The following is a 19,073-nucleotide window of genomic DNA, read 5'->3' on the forward strand; positions in this document are numbered from 1 at the left end:
GGAGGCAAAAATGCGCTGCCCTCAATGTAAATTTATCATTGCTGAGTTTTTCAAAACGTGTCCGGAATGCGGCAAAGATGTCTCAGACCTTGCCGAGCTTTTTGGTCCTTTTCCTGAAATTTCAGCAAACTGGTGGGATGAACTTTTCCAGGTTTTAGAAGAACCCTTTGAAGATGTGACAGGAGAAGAAACTACCGTTGCCATTGAAGGCGCCGAAGCCCTTCTTGAGAGAGATGACATCCTTCACGAGGTCTCTTCTGAAGCGTCTTCAGCAGCATCTCTAGAAGACTTGGTATTTCCGGAAGAAGATTCTTCCGAAGACCTGCTTGAAGAGCTTGATACTTCTTCTCTTGAGGCTTCAGCCCTTGACGAGGAAGTTTTAGAAGAAATCCCTATCCCTGAAGAAAGAGACCTCATAGAAGAACTTCCCGAAATAGAGCTTGATGCTCAGGATTTAGAGGGCAGTCCCATAGAAGAGCTTGAGAGCAAAGACAAAGACGAGGAAGAGCTTTCCCTGGAACTTTTTGAAGAAATCGAAGGCCTTGAAGAGATAATTTCCGAAGACTCAGAAAGCGAGAGAAAAACTTAAGGGTAAGGTCTTCCCCAGAAATCTTTAAGGGTTCCCTCAGCAAGGGCCTTTGTTTCTTCGAGGGCCTTGCGGTAATACTTGGCTACCATAGTGCGTGCCTTGGCTGCAGGTTTGGTTTCAGGATAAGTTTCAAGCAAATAAAGCAGACGATAATAGGCCGCACGATAACGCTTGGTACGATAGTAAAATTTCGCTACGTAAAGCTCATGCGCCCCAAGGGTTGCACGACATTCTTCAATACGTTTTTGGGCTTCCAGGGTATAGGGGGAGTCTGGAAAGCGTTTAACTAAGCGTTCGTAATTTTCAATGGCTTTTTTGGTGAAAGACTGGTCCCGATCAGGTGGAAGTTTTAATTTATAATAGCAGGTTCCAATCTGATAGATTACGTACGGAATGGCTTCGTTAGTGGGATGGAGCTTTTCAAATTCCTCGTAAAGCACAATGGCTTCTTCGTAGTTTCCTGCAAAGAATTTTGCATCAGCCAGTTTAAGTTCAGCCCAGAGGGCATAAGGGGTATCGGGATAGCGGTCTCTGATAGCACGAAAGGCCTCTTCAGCCTGTTCCCACAGACCCTTCTGATAATAGTGAAGTGCCTTTTTTACAAGTTGATTCAACTCCTCATCTGCGGTTTCAACGGTATTTTCTTTTTTGAACCAGGAAAGAAGCCCGCCTTTTCCCGGCCCTCCACCACATGCTGTAATAAACAGGCATAAGAAAAGAATAGCGAGGTGTCTCATAGTTCAGCTAGGTAGTGTTCAGCCATAAAGGCCGCAGTGGCACCATCACCACAGGCAGTGATAATCTGGCGGCAGGCCTTGGCCCGCACGTCTCCGGCTGCAAAAATCCCAGGGACATTAGTGCGCATTTCAGCATCGGTGATTATGAAACCGCGTTCATCACACTCAAGCAGATCCTTTACGAATTCTGACTGGGGTGATGTGCCGATGAAAATAAAAACACCGTCAACAGGTAGCTCAGATACTTCGCCAGTCTTGTGGTTCTTGAGTTTTAGCGCCTTTACTTTTTCGTCACCCAGGATTTCTTCTACTACGGTATTCCAGATAGGGTGAATTTTTTCATTAGAAAGGGCGCGTTCCTGGAGTATTTTTTGGGCGCGCAGTTCATCCCGCCGGTGGATAAGAAATACTTTTTTGGCAAAGCGGGTTAAGAAGATGGCTTCTTGGACCGCGGTGTTTCCGCCTCCTACCACCGCGACTACCTGGTCCCTGAAAAAGGGACCATCACAGGTGGCACAGTAAGAAACCCCACGGCCGGTTAGTTCTTTTTCCCCGGGGACATTTAAAGTGTTGGGTCTTGCTCCCGTGGCAATAATTACCGTTTTGGCGAGAAGTTCTTTGCCCCCGGCTAGGTGCAATTTTTTGTACTGGCCGAGGTCTTCGATTTTGGTGACCTCTTCGCGCAAAGGCTCAAAGCCCAGCTTTTTTACCTGGGCTACGAAGCGGTCGATTAATTCCCAGCCAGCTATACCTTCAGGGAAGCCAGGGTAGTTTTCTACAAAATCGGTAATGAGGACCTGCCCTCCAGGGGAGAGGCGCTCAAGCAAGACAACTTTTAAACGGGCCCGGGCAGCGTAAAGGTATGCCGTTAAGCCCGCCGGGCCACTTCCCACAATGGCAAGATCAAAAACTTCTGACATGAAACAGAAAAATTAGCCGATGAGTTTTTTAATAACGCTTTCAATGGTGGTTTTGGCAACGGCACCTGTTATTTGATCAACAGCCTGGCCGTCCTTGAAGAAAATCAGGGTCGGAATAGCACGGATACCAAATTTGCCAGGAGTGATCGGGTTTTCATCTACGTTCATTTTGCAGACTTTTAGTTGCCCGGCATATTCTTCGGCGAGTTCTTCAATAACCGGAGCAATAGCCCGGCAAGGGCCGCACCATGCTGCCCAAAAATCAACTAATACAGGAATTTCGGACTTAAGCACTTCCTCTTCGAAATTTTGGTCAGTTACGTGACAAACAGCCATCTCTTCCTCCTAATGAAGTCTTCTATGCATGATAATTGCCAACTCAAGGGCATGCAAGCACAGAAAAGCTATAAAATGAGTGTTTCAAGTGCTTCTTGTAAATTAGAAACACAAAAAGTCTTGACAAGAGGCTTGTCTTTCAAGTTTTTGAAATTTTCTTTAGGAGCACAAAGCGCTTCAAATCCCAGCTTGAGACCTTCTTTTACGCGAAGTTCTGCATAAGCTACCGGCCGAACTTCTCCGGTAAGACCAACTTCACCAAAAAGAAAAAGCTTTGGAGGAAGTGTTCTTTCAAGCCTGCTTGAAGCAAGGGCCATGGCCACGGCAAGGTCTGCTCCAGGTTCGGTTAGTTTTATGCCGCCTACCACGTTCAGATAAATATCCTGGTCGTAGAAACTCAGGCCCACTTTTTTTTCAAGGATGGCAGCTATCATGGAAAGTCGCTGGGGATCAAAGCCAACACTGGTGCGTCTGGGTGTGGCCAGGGGAGTTTTTGAGACAAGGGCCTGGACCTCTACTAAAAGGGGCCTTGTCCCTTCCATGGTGGCACATACCACCGCACCAGGGGCGGTTTTTTCGGTGTTTGAGAGAAAATAAGCCGAGGGATTACCTACTGGCACGAGCCCTTTAGCCGTCATTTCAAACACGCCTATTTCGTTGGTAGAACCAAAACGATTTTTTACCGCCCTTAAAATGCGAAAATGAGCAGTTCTTTCTCCTTCGAAGTAGAGTACAGTATCAACTAGGTGTTCTAATACCCTGGGCCCTGCCAAGGCGCCTTCTTTGGTAACGTGGCCCACCAGGATGACCGTTACCCCCTGGGTTTTTGCGAATTCAAGGAGTTTATTGGTGCATTCCCTGACCTGGGAGACACTTCCTGGGGCAGAAGAAATCTCAGGGGTGAACACGGTCTGGATGGAATCAACCGCAAGGAGCACGGGCTTTTCAGCCAAGGTGGCCTCAAGGGCTGAAGAAAGGTCAGTCTCAGGCATGATAAGGATATTTTCGTGGTTTGCGTTTAGTCGTTCGGCACGCAGCTTAATTTGCTGGGGTGATTCTTCCCCAGAAAGATAGATTACTTTGTGGCCTTTAGTGGCGAGGTTTTTTAACACCTGAAGAAGAAGTGTTGATTTGCCAATGCCAGGGTCCCCGCCAAGGAGGATAAGGGAGCCTGGCACCAGGCCGCCACCAAGAACCTGGTCCAGTTCGGAGAGGTGAGTTTTTACACGAGGTTCTTCAAGATGCGAAATTTCAGTAATGCTAAAAAATTTGGCGGGTTTTTTAGCTTTCTTAGAAGGGGTAGCGTTTTCTTCGACTAAAGTCCCCCAGCTTCCGCATCCCGGGCAACGCCCAAGCCATTTAAAACTTTGATACCCACATTGCTGACAATAAAACTTGGCCATCAAAAAATTTTAACCCGAAATTACGGGGACAGGCAAAAAACTTTTGTTCCAAGGCGGGGCATCAAAAATTTAGTTCATTTATGTTACTTTGGGCGGGCAAGATAGGGACAAGCCTTTAAGCTATAGCCTCTAAAAATAGCGACCTTTCTTTTACGGCCAAAGTTGTTTTGTTCAAAAGTGTTTAGGAATTCTATGTTTTCGAAACAGGCAGCGAATTTTTTCCCTTCTTCTTTGTTGTTTAGCAACAGGATCGCGTTTTTTCCTATTTGTGAAGGGAGCCCATCCCAGAGGTCATATTGACTTTTAATGTATCCCTGCCAAAAGGTAAAAGTTCGGGGGTGATCTGGAAGGTAAAAGGCCATTTCTGAGGCAAAATCGCGCCTTACGGTGATAATAATTTCGCCATCCTGGCGTAAGCTTTGAACTTCTTTAGCAAAGGCACTCCAGCCACTAAACTTGTAAAGGAGCATCTGTATTTTTGGTGGGAACTTTTCTGGGGTGCGGGCTAGTTGATAAGTGGCAAGCATTACCACCATACCTAGAAAAATTCCCGCAAAGAAAAGCCCGCGCATTAGGCGTTTTTGAGCAGGCTTCCAGGCACCGCGCAAGATAAGTGCCGAAAGCATGACAAAGGCTGCAATATAAAAAGGGTAAGGCCAGTTGGCATTTACTTCGCGTATGAACGAAAGGGGGAGAACCAGTCCCAGTGGCACCGCTGAAAACACAAAAAGAAAAGATATTTTTTCGTTTTGACGAAGTTTTTCTCTTTTTACGAAAAGAGAAAAAACAAAAAGTATAAGAAAAAGAGTGATAGGGGTTATCACCACGGCTTGCTCTACCAAAAAGCGCAAGGGGCCTTCTAGATTAAAACGCTGTTCTTCAAAGTGATGACTGGTGTGTAAAAAGGTTATCCAGCCGTGTTTGGCATTCCAGATGAGATTAGGAAGATAGATGATAAAAGCTATTAGTGCCGCAAGATATGGCTTTATCGTATAAAAAAGAGACTTTTGGGTAAGCCAAAGCCAAAGGAAAAAGCAAAACAAAAAAGCAACCATGGTTTGTTTGGTAAGAAGCCCTAGGCCAATTACCACTCCAAGGATTATAAAATCTTGAGTCTTTTGAGTTTCCACGGCATTCCAGGCAAGACATAAGGCCAAGGCCCAGATAGCAAAAAGCGGTGGGTCAATTGTCATCACAAAACCATATACCGCCGCAATGGGGCTTGCTGCTGCGGCAATCATGGCCCAAAAGCCTACTTTTTCGTCAAAAAGCCGTCTGCCCAGGTAATAGACAAAGGCTAAAAAGGCCGCGTTTAAAAAAGCTGCGGGAACCCTTACGCCGTATTCCGAATGGCCGATGACATGGCTTGAGAGATGGATTATCCAGGCCACCATGGGGGGCTTGCTGTAATACCCCCAGTCTAGTACGCGTGACCAATCCCAATAGTAAGCTTCATCAGGAGAGAGGTTGAGCCAGATTTGCTGGAGAAAGGTGATTTTTCCTCCAAGCAAAACAAGTAAGACCAGCCCTCCCGCACTAAAAAGCCAGGAAAAAAAGTTTTTCATTCTTCTAGCACGCGCAAAGTAATCATTCTTCCCAGAAGACCAATTAAATATCCCAAAACAAACCCGAAGCAAACATCAAAAGGATAATGAACTCCGAGATAAATACGCGAGTAGGCTACCGTGAGGGCAAAGGCCCAAAAAAGAAGTGAAAAGCGAGGGAGCAATGCGGCCAAGATTGTTGCCGCACAGGCAACATTAGCCGCATGACACGAGGGTAAAGAATAACTTTTGCTTTTGGTAGGGTTGGTGGTTTGATACCATTCTTTTTTTTGGTAGTTGTAACAGTAAACACCTTCGTAAACGGCAAGGGGGCGTTGCCTGGCAAAATAGGGCTTAAGAATCTGCCCACAGGTAAAGTCAGTGCCCAGTACACAAAGCCAGGTCAAAAGAGCTACTATCAGTCCCCGCCATTTATAAAGAGAAACCAGAATAGCCCCGAAGAATAAGAAAAAGGCATAAATAATTTTTTCGTCGCTAAAGTAGGGCAGAGCAAGGTCAAGGATTTTATGGCGGTGGTGGTTAAGGTAAAAAAAGACGTCTTTATCAAGCTCAGCAAATAGTTTTAGAAAATCCACCTGTGGTGTAGCCATAATCTCCGACTTTAACCCAAAACATTTAACACTAAAAGCATTCTAAGAGATCTTTGCGAAACACTTTTTCTTAAGGCCCGCTCAAGGATCCGTTCCTATTTTTTCAGCCCGAAAAATGGAACGATCCCCGATCGAAAATTATTTTTTCCGAAAAGCAGGCAAAATACCGAAGAAAATGGCTCCTAAAGAAGCAACTATACATCCTCCCAAAAGTACCATTTTGGCTCCAAAATATTGCGCAAGTGTCCCTGCTATAAAACTTCCCACCGGAAAAAGGCCTAAAAAACTCAGGCTGAACAAACTCAAAATGCGCCCTCGTAGTTCGTCAGGGCTGTTCAGTTGCAAGTGGGCGTTAGCAGACGTAAACATGCAAACCATGTGAAAACCAGAAAGTATCAGCAATAAAAAGGCAAGATAGAACTTGGTGGTCAAGGTCATTGAACCCAAAAAGATTGAAAGAATAAAAAGATTAACAGGGATAAATTTTTCTTTAGGAAGGTCTCGACCAAAGGTGGCCATGCACAGCGCCCCGCAAAGAGTGCCCAAACCATTAGCCGCCATTAAGGCGCTAAATTCTTTTCCCCCTCCGCCAAAATTTTCTTTCACCAGCACTGGTAAAAGGATGGCGTAAGGAAGAACAAAAATGCTCGTGGTTGCAATCAGAATAAGAGTGCGCCTGATGTGTCTGTTTTTGCAAGCGAAAGAGAACCCCTCTTTAAGCCCCTGCCAGGGCTTTTTAACCGGTTTTTTATGGTTTGAAGAAAGGGGAATTAAGGCGAGAGCCGTGATAATGGGAATATAAGATAAGGTGTTTGCCAAAAAACATGCTCCCAGGCCAAAATGGGCCATTAAAAAACCTGCAATAGCAGGACCTGTAAAGCGCGCCAGGTTAAAGGCGGTAGAATGAAGAGAAAGCGCTGTTACCAGGGCTTCTTCCCCCACAAGCTCGTAAATAAACGAATGCCTTACAGGGAATTCCAAAGCAACCGTACACCCTAAGACAAAGGCGAGAGCCAAAACATGCCAGACTTCTACCTGATTTGTCATTACCAGGAAAGTAAGAATGCCTGCCTGGGTAGCTGCAATGCTTTGCGAGACAAGAAGCAGGTTGCGCTTAGGGAGATGGTCTGCCAGATAGCCGGCAGGAAGTGAAAAAAGAAGAATAGGAAGGCTTCCAATTCCTCCCAAGACTCCCAGAACAAAGGCAGAGTTAGTCAGTTCGTAAACTAGCCAGCGCTGGGCAGTAGTGTGTATCCAGGTTCCGATAAGGGAAATACTTTGCCCAAGGAAAAAAATACGAAAATTTCGTGAACGAAATGGCAAAAGCAGGCTGTAAGCTATCTCGTCAAAGAAAGGCATGAAGCCTTTTTACCCTGCAAAATAAGAACGGAAAAGATGAAGGGCTGTTTCTATGTCTTGATACGAAGTGTGTCTTCCGAGGCTTAAGCGAATAGTCCCCAGGGCAACTTCTTTTGAAACTCCCATAGCGTGTAAAACATGAGAAATCGTTTCGCCGCGGTCATGACAGGCGGCTCCGGTAGAGGCACAGATTGCTGGAATGGCTGCAAGTATCTCTGAGCCGAGTTTGCCAGGAAAAGAAACGCTTAAGGTGTTAGGTAAGGTTAATTCAGGGTCTGCGTGGCGGACAAGGGCAGGATAAAGACTCTTAAGCCCTTCAAAGAGTTTTTCCCGTAATTCTTTTTGACGCTTGGCCTCGGCAGGAAGGTCTTTTTGGGCTATTTCAGCAGCCTTGCCCAGGCCACAGGCAAGGGCTACAGGCTCTGTGCCAGGCCTTAGGCCTTTTTCTTGGCCTGCGCCAAAAATTATAGGGCTAAGGCTGAGACCCTTACGAACATATAGCGCTCCAATGCCTTTGGGAGCATACATTTTGTGCCCGGCGATGGTCAACAAATCACAATTTATTTCCTTGACGGAAACAGGAATTTTTCCTACGGCCTGGGCAGCATCGGTGTGGAATATGATTTCTTTTTCTCGGCATATTTTTCCTATTTCAGCTACCGGTTGAATCGCCCCTGTTTCGTTGTTTGCAAGCATAACTGATACGAGAAAGGTATCAGGCCGTATGGCTTTAGCCACGTCAGAAGGGTCAACATAGCCCTTGCCATCTACGGGAAGAAAGCTTACGTCAAAGCCCATTTCAAGGAGTTTGATAAGAGGGTTCAGCACTGAAGGATGTTCAATACGCGTGGTGATAATATGTTTTTTTCGGGTTTGGGCAAGCGCTGAACCTATTAAAGCCAGATTATTGGCCTCGGTACCACCTGACACAAAGATTATTTCTTCGCGAGAAGCCTGAATCAAAGAGGCGACTTTGCTTCGTGCTTCTTCAAGCCCCTCTTTGGCCAGGCGTCCTATTTGGTGGCCACATGAAGGGTTGCCAAAGGCTTCGGTAAGGTAATAGTCAATAACGTCTCGTACTTCAGGAAGCACCGGAGAAGTAGCATTGTAGTCCAGGTAAATCTTTTTCATTTTTGCCTGTCCCCATTTTTTGTTAGTCTGTATAAAGTTTTGTTGTTCTTCGCAAGGGAGTTTTTTCTTTGTTTCTCTTTGAAAAAATGCTATTTAAAGGCCAATGGCACAGATACTTCTCTTTGTCAAAAAAGGCGCGACCATCCCTTCTCCTATCAAAGCCGCCCTTGAAAGACAGTTCTTGAAAAAAGGCATTGAAATTATCGAGAAGTTTTCCCAGTCCAAACGTGTCTTAGCTATTATTGTCTTGGGCGGAGACGGCACTTTTTTGCGTGCCGCTCCCCTTGCTTATCGGCTTGATGTCCCCCTGCTGGGTATAAACCTCGGCCGTCTGGGTTTTTTAACCGAAGTCACGTTAGAAGAAGCAGAACAGGCCTTTAGGTCCCTTAGGGAAGGAACTTTTGAGCTAGAAGAGCGTTTTCTGCTCGAAGTGTATTTTCGCGAAAATGGCTACATCGCATTAAACGAAGCCGCTATCATCAAGGGTCCCTTAGGGCGCATGATTCATATAGAAGTAACTTACAACGAAAAGCTTATAAGTGTTTATCATGGTGACGGACTTATTATCTCAACACCCACAGGATCAACCGCGTACAATCTTTCTGCTGGTGGCCCGATTGTTCACCCCTTGTGTGAAAGTGTAATTCTAACTCCGATTTGTCCTTTTATGCTAAGTGCCAGGCCTATTGTGATCCCAGCTGCTGCTGAACTTTGCGCCAAGTTACTCTACAAGGCTGAGGAGGTTCACCTCCTCATAGACGGGCATTTGAATTTTACCCTCAATCCCGGTGAAGAAATAAAAATAAAAAAGGCGCCGAGGGCCCTTAAAATCGTACGCTCCCCGACGCGGGATTACTTTGAAATCTTGCGTGTAAAACTCGGCTGGGCCGAAGTAAAAGTCTAGGCGATTTCGCCTTCTTCTTTTTTGATTTTGGCCAAAAGGCGTTCTTTTTCTTTTTCCATGGCCTCTTTGCCCGCCTCTATGGCCTCGCGCAACGTGGCGGTTTTCTCTTCAAGGACTTCTTTTCCTTTATAAACCACTTCTTCGGCCTTTTCTTTTAGCTCATCTTTGATCTCTTCGGTCTTTTCTTCCAAAAGGCTTTTAACTTCCTCGGCTTTTTCTTCTAGTTCATCTTTGGTGGTAATTAGTTTAAGGCGGGCTTCCTCAGCGGCCATGCGTGCCTTTTCGCGTAATTCTTCAGTGGTTTCCAAGAGTTCTTCTCTTATTTCGCGGCCTGGCTTAGGGGCAAAAAACAAGGCTAACCCTGCCCCTACTATGCCTCCTAACAAAAAAGACGCTGCTAAAGCAGAACACGAAAACTTTTTTTCTCCTATCATGCTATTTCACCTCCTGGTAATCTTTTCTTAAAGGTTTTAAGGGCTACCTGGAGCCCTTTAGCCACTGCGGCTACTTCAATGGCAGCCTCGGCTACGTTTTTAGATATTACCTCAGCGATAACTTTCGTAGCACGGCCAGTTTCTTCAACCGCCTCAAATAACTGTTCGGTTTTGTCAATCTTGGCCTTAATATCTTCTACGATGCCGTTGAGTTGTTGAATAAGCTTGTCCACTTCTTCAAGGACCTCGGGCACTTCCCTTTGCATGCGCCCGGTGGTCTCGTCAAGCAACGCATTTACCTTTTTAAGGGTTTCCCTTAGTTCGTCCGAAAGGTCTGTGAAAATTTCGTTAAATGTCTTTAAAATTTCTTTAACCGCAGGCGGTAAAACAGAAACTTCTTCTGCCAGAGAATCGATTCGTTTGGCAAGGGCACTTGCATTGTCAAGGGTTTGATTGGCCGAGGAAAGCACAGGCTTGACCTCAAGCTCTAAGTCTCTCAAGATGGCAAGAGTGTCAGATAAACTACGATCAAGGTTATCTAAGGTTTGCTTGAGGCGTCCGATAAAGCTTAACAAAAAAATCACAAGTACTACAAAAAAGGCCGCGGCTACAATTCCGGCGAGATAAAGGCCCTCATGCCAGTCCATTTCTTCCTCCTGTCCTGGGGATAGTTTCCCTGTGGAGTTTGTTTTAAATTAAGGTCATCTCCAAGATAACGCAAGGAAAAGTTGACGTATGGCAAAAGCTATAGTAGCTAAGCAGCCGTCATGAATGAGATAAAACCATTTTATGGCTGGCGTTACAATAGCAAAAAGGTCCCACTTGAGGAGGTCCTTGCCCCTCCTTACGACGTGGTCTCTCCAGAAGAACACAGGGCCTATCTCCAGAAAAATCCTTACAACGTCTTTCATCTGGAGCTTGGAGAAATTTTGGCCTCTGACAATGAAGACGAAAACCGCTATACCAGGGCCAAAGCCCTATGGGATAAATGGCGCAAAGAAAATGTCCTTGTCCGTGAGAAAAGCCCTTCGGTATATCTTTATCGCCTTAAGTTTTCCTGGGAAGGGAAGGTTTTTGTCCGCAAAGGTTTTATCAGTCTTGTGCGCTTAGCGCCCTGGGAGGAGAAAAAGATCCTTCCCCATGAAAAAACCTTTGACAAAGTCACCGAAGACAGGCTTAAGCTTTTGCGTGCTACTTGTGCCCAGTTTAGCCAGATTTTTTGTCTTTATCACGACCAAAAGCTAGAAAGTATCTCTGCCCTTGAAAGCAAGGCTTCTCCTCTTTTACAGGTTAAAGACCCCGATGGATTTACCCATGAACTTTTGCAAGTATCTGACCCTGAGGTAATTGCCTGCGTGCAGGAAGTCATCGGCAAGGGGCCGCTTTATATTGCCGATGGCCATCATCGCTATACCACGGCGCTTCGCTTTATGCGCGAAATGGAAAAAATTTATGGCTCCACTCCGCCCCGGTGTTTCCACTACATGATGATGTATCTTTGCCCTTTTGAAGAGCCCGGGCTTTTGGTGCTTCCAACACACCGCTTGCTTAATTTGCCGTTTAGCTTTGAAGAGATTGCTCAAAAGCTTTCCTCATGGGGAGATTTGGAGGAAGTCTCCATTGCTCAAGAAAAATTAAGTGCTTATTTAGAAGACCTTAAGCCTTATCAATTTATCCTGGTTTATGAGGACCGCCTTTTGCTTTTTACCCTGGCCCCAAATTTAAGGGAAAAACTTTCCCAGGTATTTCCAAAAGAAGTAGCAAGTCTTCCGGTTGCTATTTTCACGTGGGTGATGAAAGAAGCCTTAGGAGTTGACGAAGCCGCGCTTAAAACCCAGGGGAAGGCATTTTTTATGCCCTGGACTTCCCGTATTATAGAAAACGCCTCTGGTGGGAAATTTGGCTTCCTTTTGGCGCCAACACCTGTTTTAGCCCTTGAAAAAGTCGCCAATGCTGGCACGGTAATGCCGCACAAATCAACTTATTTTCACCCCAAAATCCTTACCGGCATGGTCTTTTTTGAAATCTCACCTGATAAGGGCCCGCCCTGTTAAGTGAAAACAGACGAAATAATTGCCCAAAAAATCAAAACCGCCAGTTCAATGTTTGAAACTCATAGAGTAGCTCTTTTAGAAGACCAGGAACTTAATGAACTTCTCTGCCTTTACGAAAAGGCCTTTGAGCGCGTTCAGGAAGAGATGAAAAAAACCGGGGCCTTTGAGTTCTGTGCTGAGTGTGGCAGAGCCGGGCTTTCCTGCTGCGGTAACGGGATGGAGCTTGATTGCGATGATATTTTGCTGGTTTTGAATTTGCTTGCCGGGGTTAGGCTTCCGCAAAAGCGCAAGTTTCCTCTTGGTTGTTTTTTTCTCTCAGAGACCGGCTGCATTTTAAAACTAAGGCCCCTTATTTGTCGTAACTTTCTGTGTCAGGATCTAAAAAATGCCATCGGGCTTGCTAATACTATCCAAATCCAGCAAAGCCTCGATGAGGAAGCGGTAATCCTTTTTAAGTTAACTCAAAGGGTAAAAGCTCTTTTGTCTAAAACTTCTCAAGCGGCTTGATATCTTGAGCAAGATTTTTGGCCAAAAAGATCACCTTGGCGACTTTTTCAAGAACCAGCATGAGGTTTAAGGCTTCCTCAAGGTTTTTGCCAAGGGTTACCGCACCATGTCTCTTGAGTACAAAAACGTTTTTACCTTCGGACTCTTGAGAAAGGGCTTCTCCCACGGCTGGGGTGCCAGGCGGGACATAAGGAATATGGCCTATTTCGCCAAGAAGTAGCGGCATTTCAGCTAGATATGGCTTGGAGAAGTCTTCCCCTGCCATATCAAGGGCAAGGGTGTAAACAGGATGGGCATGTATGATCGCGGAGATATCTTGCCTTTTGGCGTAAAGGGCAAGGTGCATCTTTAACTCTGTGGTGGGCTTGCGTCCCTCAAGGATGTTCCCTTCAAGGTCAACCACCACGATATTTTCTGGCTTGAGTTCATTTTTCAATACTCCAGAAGGCGTGACATAGACACGATCTTTTACCCTTACCGAGATATTGCCTTCTGAGCCTACCATTAGTCCTGCCTCGCAGGCCTTACGGGCAAATTCAGCTACGGCGGTGCGTGGGAACCTCATTTGCTTTTCTCCTCCTTTGATGGACAATTCGAAAGCTTGGCCGTGATATGGCCAAGGGTTAGTTTGCCTTCTCCTTTTACTACCATATTTTGAGCCACCCAGAGCAAGGCTTTTTTAGAGCGTTCGATAAGCTCACTTTGAAAACCAAAGGTAACGGCTATCTTTTTTGCCTTTAGCCTGCCACATGGGGTTTTTTCTTTTTCGTCTTTTAAATATTTGAGCCGCGCTTCATTGGCCTTGTTTTTGGCAAAAATCAAAAGACTTTTTTCTTCTCCAGGGGCCTTAAAACAAAGCCCCATGGAGGCGTAAAACGCCGAAAGCTCGTCATGCACCGGATATTTTTTTAGCTTGATGGTCTTTTCATGTTTGCCGTTGCGGTATTTTTCTACCACACCGTTTTGTTGGTCGTAAATGTATTCTTTCAGGGTCTTTTTGCCACGTTCTATCCGTAAAATACGACTCCTTCGCGGATAGCCATTTTTATCCAGCCAGGTGGTCCAGGTTGATTCAAAAGGGAGCAATACCCTTACTAAACCTATGGTCCTGGCCTTGGCAATGAGTTTGGTGCGCCCGTCTCTTTGCTTGACAGTTATTTTAATTTTACCTGCGGGGATTCCCAGCCAGGAAACGTCATAGTTAAAGACTTTGCTTTCTGCCCAGGAAAACGAAGCACACAGAATAAAAAACAAAAGAAAACTAAAGAGTAGCGTTAAATTTCTCACGCAGTTTCTCCTTTACGTTTGGAGGAACAAGATCAGATACGTCTCCGCCAAAACGCGCTGCTTCCTTGACGATGGTAGAACTGATATAAAACCACCTGAAACCAGGCATAAGAAAGATGGTATCTATCTGGCGGTTCAGCTTACGGTTCATCAGGGCCAGCTGGAATTCATATTCAAAATCAGAGACCGCACGAAGCCCCCTTACGATAACCGAGGCCCCTTTTTCTCTGGCAAAATCCACCAAAAGACCAGGAAAGCTTGCCACCTCAACCCTGTCGCAAAACTCATAATCATCCAGGGCTTCCCTGATCATTTCCAGGCGTTCTTCCACGGAAAAAAGAGGTTTTTTCGCAGGGTTTTCTCCGATGGCTACGATTAAGCGGTCAAAGATGCGCAAAGCCCTTTTTACCAGGTCAATGTGGCCGTAAGTGATGGGGTCAAACGCGCCCGGATAAATAGCAAGCGATGGCTTTTCCATTCATTACCTCCCGTAAAAAGCTAGCTTGGTCTGTCCGTAGCATTTTTCCCTGTGCTTGGTTAAAGAACCCATTTCTTCGGGAAAATCAACTCCTATTTCGTCTTCCACTACCACTTTTCCGTGTTTTGCCAAAAGCGGTTCTATTTTCTGCAATGTTTTCAGAGCAAGTCCTGTGCCATAAGGGGGCGTGATGAAAATCAGATCAAAGGGAGCAAGGTGGGTTAATTTATCCAGGTCTTTGGGGAGATTTAGGCGGTAAATCTCAGCACGAGTTTCACCCAAACGAGCAAGGTTTTCTTTGGTAAGGGCAAGTGATTCTCCACTTTTGTCGACAAAAACAACGTTTTTGGCTCCACGTGAGAGGGCTTCTATTCCCAGGGCTCCTGTGCCACAAAAAAGGTCAAGCACTTTTGCCTCCTGTACAGAAGGCCCCAAAGAGTCAAAAAGGGCCTTACGTACCTTATCCATCATGGGGCGGATGTTTCTGGTCTTGGGGGCCTTAAGGATACGGCCGCGATATTTCCCAGAAGTTATACGCATCTTCACATACAAAAAAGCGGGGCCTAGGCCCCGCTTTTTTGGTTTATATGTGTTGGCTTACTTCATCTCTTCAAAATCAGCATCAATTACGTCATCGCCACCGGATTTGCCCTCACCAGAGGATCCAGAAGCACTGCTAGTTCCTCCGGTAGTGCCTGCTCCGCCAGCTCCAGCCTGGCCAGCCTGAGCCTGTTTGTAAGCCATTTCTGCCAGGCGGTAGGAGGCTTGGGTGAGTTCTTCGGTGGCCTTGCGGATAGCGTCGATATCTTCTCCTTCCATTACCTGACGGAGGTTGGCAATCTTGTCCTGAATCTCTTTCTTTAAGTCCTCAGGCACTTTATCGCCGAGTTCAGAAAGGGACTTTTCAACCGAGTAGATAATGCTGTCGGCCTGGTTGCGCGCTTCGATAAGTTCTTTACGACGGCGGTCTTCTTCTGCGTGCATTTCAGCTTCTTTGATCATCCTTTCGATTTCTTCTTCAGTGAGACCAGAAGACGGCTTCACCACCACAGATTGTTCTTTCCCGGTAGCGAGGTCTTTGGCAGTTACGTGCAGGATGCCGTCGGCGTCGATGTCAAAGGTAACTTCGATCTGGGGTACCCCACGCGGTGCCGGAGGAATCCCTACAAGCTCAAAGCGCGCAATGCTCTTGTTGTCTTTGGCCATGGGGCGCTCACCCTGAAGCACGTGGATGGTAACCGAGGTCTGGTTATCCGCAGCCGTGGTAAAGATCTGGCTCTTGCGCGTAGGAATAGTGGTCCCACGCGGAATAATAGGGGTAAATACACCACCTAGGGTTTCGATACCAAGGGAAAGTGGGGTTACGTCAAGCAGCAACACGTCTTTTACTTCGCCCTTAAGCACTCCTGCCTGGATGGCCGCCCCCATAGCTACGACTTCGTCAGGGTTGACTCCTTTTACAGGTTCTTTGCCGAAGATTTCTTTAACCTTGCGTTGCACCGCAGGCATACGGGTCATGCCACCAACCAAAAGAACTTCGTCGATATCTTGCGGGGTGATGCCTGCATCTTTCATGGCAACCCGGCAGGGTTCTTCTAAACGGTCAAGAAGGTCTTGCACCAGGCTTTCAAGCTTGGCGCGGGTGATTTTCATCACTAAGTGCTTCGGACCGCTGGCATCTGCGGTAATAAAAGGCAGGTTGATTTCGGTTTCCTGTACGGTAGAAAGTTCGATCTTAGCCTTTTCCGCAGCTTCTTTCAGACGCTGAAGCGCCATACGGTCCTGGCGAAGGTCAATGCCGTGTTCTTTTTTGAATTCTTCGGCAATGTAATCTACCAGGCGCATGTCAAAGTCTTCGCCACCAAGGAAGGTGTCACCAGAGGTGGCCTTAACCTCAAAAACACCTTCGCCGATTTCAAGAATAGAGATGTCGAAAGTTCCACCACCAAGGTCAAAGACCGCTACGGTGCCTTCTTTTTTCTTGTCAAGCCCGTAGGCTAAGCAAGCTGCCGTGGGTTCATTGATAATGCGCTGCACGTTTAGGCCAGCAATGCGGCCAGCGTCTTTGGTAGCCTGGCGCTGAGAATCGTCAAAATAAGCCGGTACTGTAATAACGGCTTCGGTTACATCAGAGCCAAGATATTCCTTGGCGTCTTCTTTGAGCTTGCGCAGAATCATGGCAGAGATCTCAGGGGGGCTGTAACGTTTACCGCGCACTTCAACGTGGGCGTCTCCATTGGGAGCTTCGACAATTTTATAAGGCACGCGTTTAGCCCACTCCTGAACCACAGGATCTTTGAACTTGCGCCCCATCAGACGCTTGATGCCAAAAATGGTGTTTTCTGCGTTGGTGATGGCCTGGCGTTTGGCAAGCTGGCCCACGAGAATTTGCCCGTCTTCAAGAAACGCTACCACCGAAGGCGTAGTGCGTGTACCTTCCTGGTTAGGAATAACTTTGGGTTCTCCTGCTTCATAAATAGCCATGCAGGAGTTGGTGGTTCCCAGGTCAATACCAAAAGGTTTTGTGTTTTTTTCACTCATAGTCTCTCCCTCCATTCATAATTTTTTAGTTTTCGCCGCTACCTGGCGTTTTGTTTTCGTTAGTTTGTTTATCTGCCGGCTTTTTGGCCACTGCCACTAAAGCCGGGCGAATCACCCTTTCATGAAGGGTATAACCCTTCTGGAAGGTGCGAACTACCGCACCTTCAGGGTGTTCATGGGTTTCTTCCACGGTTAAGGCCTCATGGATCTCAGGCTGAAAAGCCTCACCAATAGCAACTTCGAATTGTTTTAGACCGAATTTTTCAAGGGTTTGCAAAAGCCCTTTAAGGGTCAGTTCAATACCCTCTATAAGGGCCTTTACATCTTGGCTTTGTTTTGCGGCCTCAAGGGCCCTTTCTAAGTTATCCACAAAGGGCAAAAGTTCTTTCATGAAAGTTTCCAGGGCATATTTGAAGTATTCTTCTTTCTCGCGCTTAAAGCTTTTTTTAAGGTTTTCTACCTCTGCTGCGTAACGCAGCATCATTTCCTTGTATTCTTTGGCTTCTTGTTCTTTCTTTTTGATGAGTTCGATTAGTTCTTCACGGCTTTCAGGGTAAGCTTCCTGAGCCTTTTCCTGTTTTTCTGCTTCCATATCTATAGTTCCCTCCTCGGTTTTTTTCGCTGGCACACCACCACGATAGAGGTGGTAAACCTTCCCTTCCATAAGGCTTACTCCTCTATCGTTTTTTCCTCGAACGAAAAATTAAGTACGCGGGATAAACTTGTCCAGAAGGTGGGAGACAATCTTTGAAGTATAGTCAACAACCGGGACCACTTTGGAGTAATCCATACGGATAGGGCCGATAACTGCAAGGCCACCCATGGGGTGATTTTTCCCATAAGGAGAGGCCACGGCGCTTAAGTTGCGGGGGCTGCCAAGCCCTGTTTCAGAGCCAATAAGCACCTGTACTCCGTGGCTGCCCAGGCAACGTTCAATAACTTTGAGGAAAATATTTTTTTCTTCAAAGGCAGCTAGCAATTCTTTCAGGCGGTTTACGTCTTTGAACTCAGGAATATCAAGGAGTTTTGAAAGCCCCTCGACAATAGGTTCTGTTTTTTCTTTCTCTTCTTCTTCGAGTTCGGCAAATAGCTTCTCTAAGAACTTGCGCTCAGCTTCGATTTCTTTTAGGAGTTCGTCCCTTGCTTCTTCAAGGGTGAGCCTGGGCAACTTGTAGTTCAGGTATTCAGCTAGACGCTCAAGAGATTTTTGCGTGACACTTCGCGGTACCTTGAGCAGGCGGTTAACCACAATGCCACCTTCGGTCACTGCCACCACCAGCACAAGGCCTCTGCCCAGGAAGACAAAGTCAATCTTGAGGAGCCGTTCGGTCCCGATTTTGGGGGCAGAAACCACTGAAGGAAAACCCGTCATCTGGGTGAGAAGTTTTGAGGCCAGACGCAATAATTCTGATAAATCTTCGATTTCTTCGCTTGCAAAGGCTAATTCGATGCGTTCGCGGATGTTTTCAGGCAAGGGCTCGGCTTCAAGCAAGTTTTCTACGTAGTAGCGAAAGCCTTCTTCTGTGGGGATGCGCCCGGCAGAGACATGGGGCTGGGTTAAGAAGCCCAGTTCTTCGAGATCCGCCATGATGTTGCGTACGGTGGCCGGCGAAAGAGGAGGCCTAAGGCGCTTTGAGACCGTGCGCGAGCCCACAGGCTCAGCGTGGCGGATGTAGTCTTCCACCACAATGGTAAGGACCTGGCGGTATCTTTCTGACAGTTCGAATGCTTCAAACATTTTAGCCCCAATTGCTGCTATTTTACTCCAGTGCCTGTACTAAAGCAGCGTCTCAGAATAATAATACCCGCCACAAAAGAAAGAATCAAAACAATAAGAAGAGCCGTCTCAAGCATATAATGTTTAAAAATAGTCTCTGTTACAACTTTTCCTTCTGGTGGATGGGCGATTTCTACCGAAAGAACCAATATTCTCCGCACAGAAGCAATGATACCGATCATCAAGAAAGGTTCTATGGCAAGTTTAATCGAGCCTTTAAGGGTAATTTTGATGGTGTGAAGTATTTCAAGGAGCATCAAGGCCAAAAGGGCTCTATCCAATACGAAAAAAACAAAGTAGATGGGGTGCCCTTCCTTTAAATAGTGCCACCATGAGGTAAAAATCTCAAAAAAGATAAAAATAACCGCTAAAACCAGCGAAAGAATAAGAAGGGTATAAAGCCCTATTTCGATACGATCGTAAAAATCAAATAGAACTGATTTCTTTTTTGTCGTTTTCAT

General features: G+C 46.2%; 22 protein-coding genes. 4 read left to right on the forward strand and 18 right to left on the reverse strand.

Annotation, left to right across the window (positions count from 1 at the left end; all coding sequences use genetic code 11):
- The first annotated feature begins 10 nt into the window (after positions 1-10).
- On the forward strand, positions 11-589 hold the full coding sequence (locus tag H528_RS0102990; RefSeq protein WP_022852865.1) for a zinc ribbon domain-containing protein: 579 nt from the start codon (positions 11-13) through the stop codon (positions 587-589).
- Here the strand turns inward: H528_RS0102990 and H528_RS12415 are convergent.
- The 8 genes from H528_RS12415 to H528_RS0103030 form a co-directional block, all read right to left on the reverse strand.
- A complete protein-coding gene (locus H528_RS12415; protein ID WP_022852866.1) occupies positions 586-1,326 on the reverse strand; it encodes an outer membrane protein assembly factor BamD in 741 nt (246 codons plus the stop codon). The genes H528_RS0102990 and H528_RS12415 overlap by 4 nt on opposite strands.
- Positions 1,323-2,246, reverse strand: a complete 924-nt coding sequence (trxB, locus tag H528_RS0103000) for a thioredoxin-disulfide reductase (protein ID WP_022852867.1) — start codon at positions 2,244-2,246, stop codon at positions 1,323-1,325. Before trxB ends, H528_RS12415 begins: the two co-directional genes overlap by 4 nt.
- A 12-nt stretch (positions 2,247-2,258) precedes the next feature.
- Entirely contained in the window at positions 2,259-2,582 is a 324-nt protein-coding gene (gene trxA, locus H528_RS0103005) for a thioredoxin (protein WP_022852868.1), read from the reverse strand.
- A gap of 68 nt (positions 2,583-2,650) precedes the next feature.
- On the reverse strand, positions 2,651-3,985 hold the full coding sequence (radA, locus tag H528_RS0103010) for a DNA repair protein RadA (RefSeq protein WP_022852869.1): 1,335 nt from the start codon (positions 3,983-3,985) through the stop codon (positions 2,651-2,653).
- An 83-nt stretch (positions 3,986-4,068) separates the two neighbouring features.
- A complete protein-coding gene (locus tag H528_RS0103015) occupies positions 4,069-5,550 on the reverse strand; it encodes a glycosyltransferase family 39 protein (protein WP_022852870.1) in 1,482 nt (493 codons plus the stop codon).
- A complete protein-coding gene (locus H528_RS13935) occupies positions 5,547-6,140 on the reverse strand; it encodes a phosphatase PAP2 family protein (protein WP_022852871.1) in 594 nt (197 codons plus the stop codon). Before H528_RS13935 ends, H528_RS0103015 begins: the two co-directional genes overlap by 4 nt.
- Before the next feature lie 138 nt (positions 6,141-6,278).
- A complete protein-coding gene (locus tag H528_RS12425) occupies positions 6,279-7,499 on the reverse strand; it encodes an MFS transporter (RefSeq protein WP_022852872.1) in 1,221 nt (406 codons plus the stop codon).
- 9 nt (positions 7,500-7,508) lie between these two features.
- Positions 7,509-8,630: a cysteine desulfurase family protein gene (locus H528_RS0103030; protein ID WP_022852873.1), complete on the reverse strand. Its 1,122-nt coding sequence runs from the start codon at positions 8,628-8,630 to the stop codon at positions 7,509-7,511.
- A gap of 103 nt (positions 8,631-8,733) precedes the next feature.
- Between H528_RS0103030 and H528_RS0103035 the strand changes: the two genes are divergently transcribed.
- Positions 8,734-9,534: an NAD(+)/NADH kinase gene (locus H528_RS0103035; protein ID WP_022852874.1), complete on the forward strand. Its 801-nt coding sequence runs from the start codon at positions 8,734-8,736 to the stop codon at positions 9,532-9,534.
- Here H528_RS0103035 and H528_RS0103040 read toward each other — a convergent pair.
- The gene (locus H528_RS0103040) at positions 9,531-9,968 is read right to left on the reverse strand and encodes a YtxH domain-containing protein (protein WP_022852875.1); all 438 of its coding nucleotides are present in this window, start codon (positions 9,966-9,968) and stop codon (positions 9,531-9,533) included. The two genes, H528_RS0103035 and H528_RS0103040, sit on opposite strands and share 4 nt — an antisense overlap.
- Entirely contained in the window at positions 9,965-10,615 is a 651-nt protein-coding gene (locus H528_RS0103045) for a DUF948 domain-containing protein (protein ID WP_022852876.1), read from the reverse strand. The genes H528_RS0103040 and H528_RS0103045 overlap by 4 nt, the downstream gene beginning before the upstream one ends.
- 120 nt (positions 10,616-10,735) lie before the next feature.
- Between H528_RS0103045 and H528_RS0103050 the strand changes: the two genes are divergently transcribed.
- Both H528_RS0103050 and H528_RS0103055 read left to right on the forward strand, forming a co-directional pair.
- Positions 10,736-12,022, forward strand: a complete 1,287-nt coding sequence (locus tag H528_RS0103050; RefSeq protein WP_022852877.1) for a DUF1015 domain-containing protein — start codon at positions 10,736-10,738, stop codon at positions 12,020-12,022.
- Positions 12,023-12,070: 48 nt separating this feature from the next.
- Positions 12,071-12,529 (forward strand): hypothetical protein, encoded by a 459-nt coding sequence (locus H528_RS0103055; protein WP_157608084.1) that lies wholly within the window; start codon positions 12,071-12,073, stop codon positions 12,527-12,529.
- On the opposite strand, the gene H528_RS12430 is transcribed toward H528_RS0103055, so the two are convergent.
- Genes H528_RS12430 through H528_RS13940 form a run of 8 tightly spaced genes read right to left on the reverse strand, consistent with a single transcriptional unit; the run spans position 12,507 to position 19,073 of the window.
- Positions 12,507-13,094 (reverse strand): class II aldolase/adducin family protein, encoded by a 588-nt coding sequence (locus H528_RS12430; protein WP_022852879.1) that lies wholly within the window; start codon positions 13,092-13,094, stop codon positions 12,507-12,509. The genes H528_RS0103055 and H528_RS12430 overlap by 23 nt on opposite strands.
- Positions 13,091-13,816: a DUF3108 domain-containing protein gene (locus tag H528_RS0103065; RefSeq protein WP_022852880.1), complete on the reverse strand. Its 726-nt coding sequence runs from the start codon at positions 13,814-13,816 to the stop codon at positions 13,091-13,093. The genes H528_RS12430 and H528_RS0103065 overlap by 4 nt, the downstream gene beginning before the upstream one ends.
- Entirely contained in the window at positions 13,791-14,294 is a 504-nt protein-coding gene (gene coaD, locus H528_RS0103070) for a pantetheine-phosphate adenylyltransferase (RefSeq protein WP_022852881.1), read from the reverse strand. The genes H528_RS0103065 and coaD overlap by 26 nt, the downstream gene beginning before the upstream one ends.
- 3 nt (positions 14,295-14,297) lie before the next feature.
- On the reverse strand, positions 14,298-14,834 hold the full coding sequence (gene rsmD, locus H528_RS0103075) for a 16S rRNA (guanine(966)-N(2))-methyltransferase RsmD (RefSeq protein WP_022852882.1): 537 nt from the start codon (positions 14,832-14,834) through the stop codon (positions 14,298-14,300).
- 57 nt (positions 14,835-14,891) lie between these two features.
- Positions 14,892-16,835, reverse strand: a complete 1,944-nt coding sequence (gene dnaK / locus H528_RS0103080) for a molecular chaperone DnaK (RefSeq protein ID WP_022852883.1) — start codon at positions 16,833-16,835, stop codon at positions 14,892-14,894.
- A 25-nt stretch (positions 16,836-16,860) separates the two neighbouring features.
- Positions 16,861-17,499, reverse strand: coding sequence for a nucleotide exchange factor GrpE (gene grpE, locus H528_RS0103085; protein ID WP_022852884.1), 639 nt, complete (start codon positions 17,497-17,499; stop codon positions 16,861-16,863).
- A 39-nt stretch (positions 17,500-17,538) separates the two neighbouring features.
- Positions 17,539-18,573: a heat-inducible transcriptional repressor HrcA gene (hrcA, locus tag H528_RS0103090; RefSeq protein ID WP_022852885.1), complete on the reverse strand. Its 1,035-nt coding sequence runs from the start codon at positions 18,571-18,573 to the stop codon at positions 17,539-17,541.
- Positions 18,574-18,590: 17 nt separating this feature from the next.
- Positions 18,591-19,073, reverse strand: coding sequence for a phosphate-starvation-inducible PsiE family protein (locus tag H528_RS13940; RefSeq protein WP_022852886.1), 483 nt, complete (start codon positions 19,071-19,073; stop codon positions 18,591-18,593).

The organism is Thermodesulfatator atlanticus DSM 21156 (genome assembly GCF_000421585.1).
GTDB lineage: Bacteria > Desulfobacterota > Thermodesulfobacteria > Thermodesulfobacteriales > Thermodesulfatatoraceae > Thermodesulfatator > Thermodesulfatator atlanticus.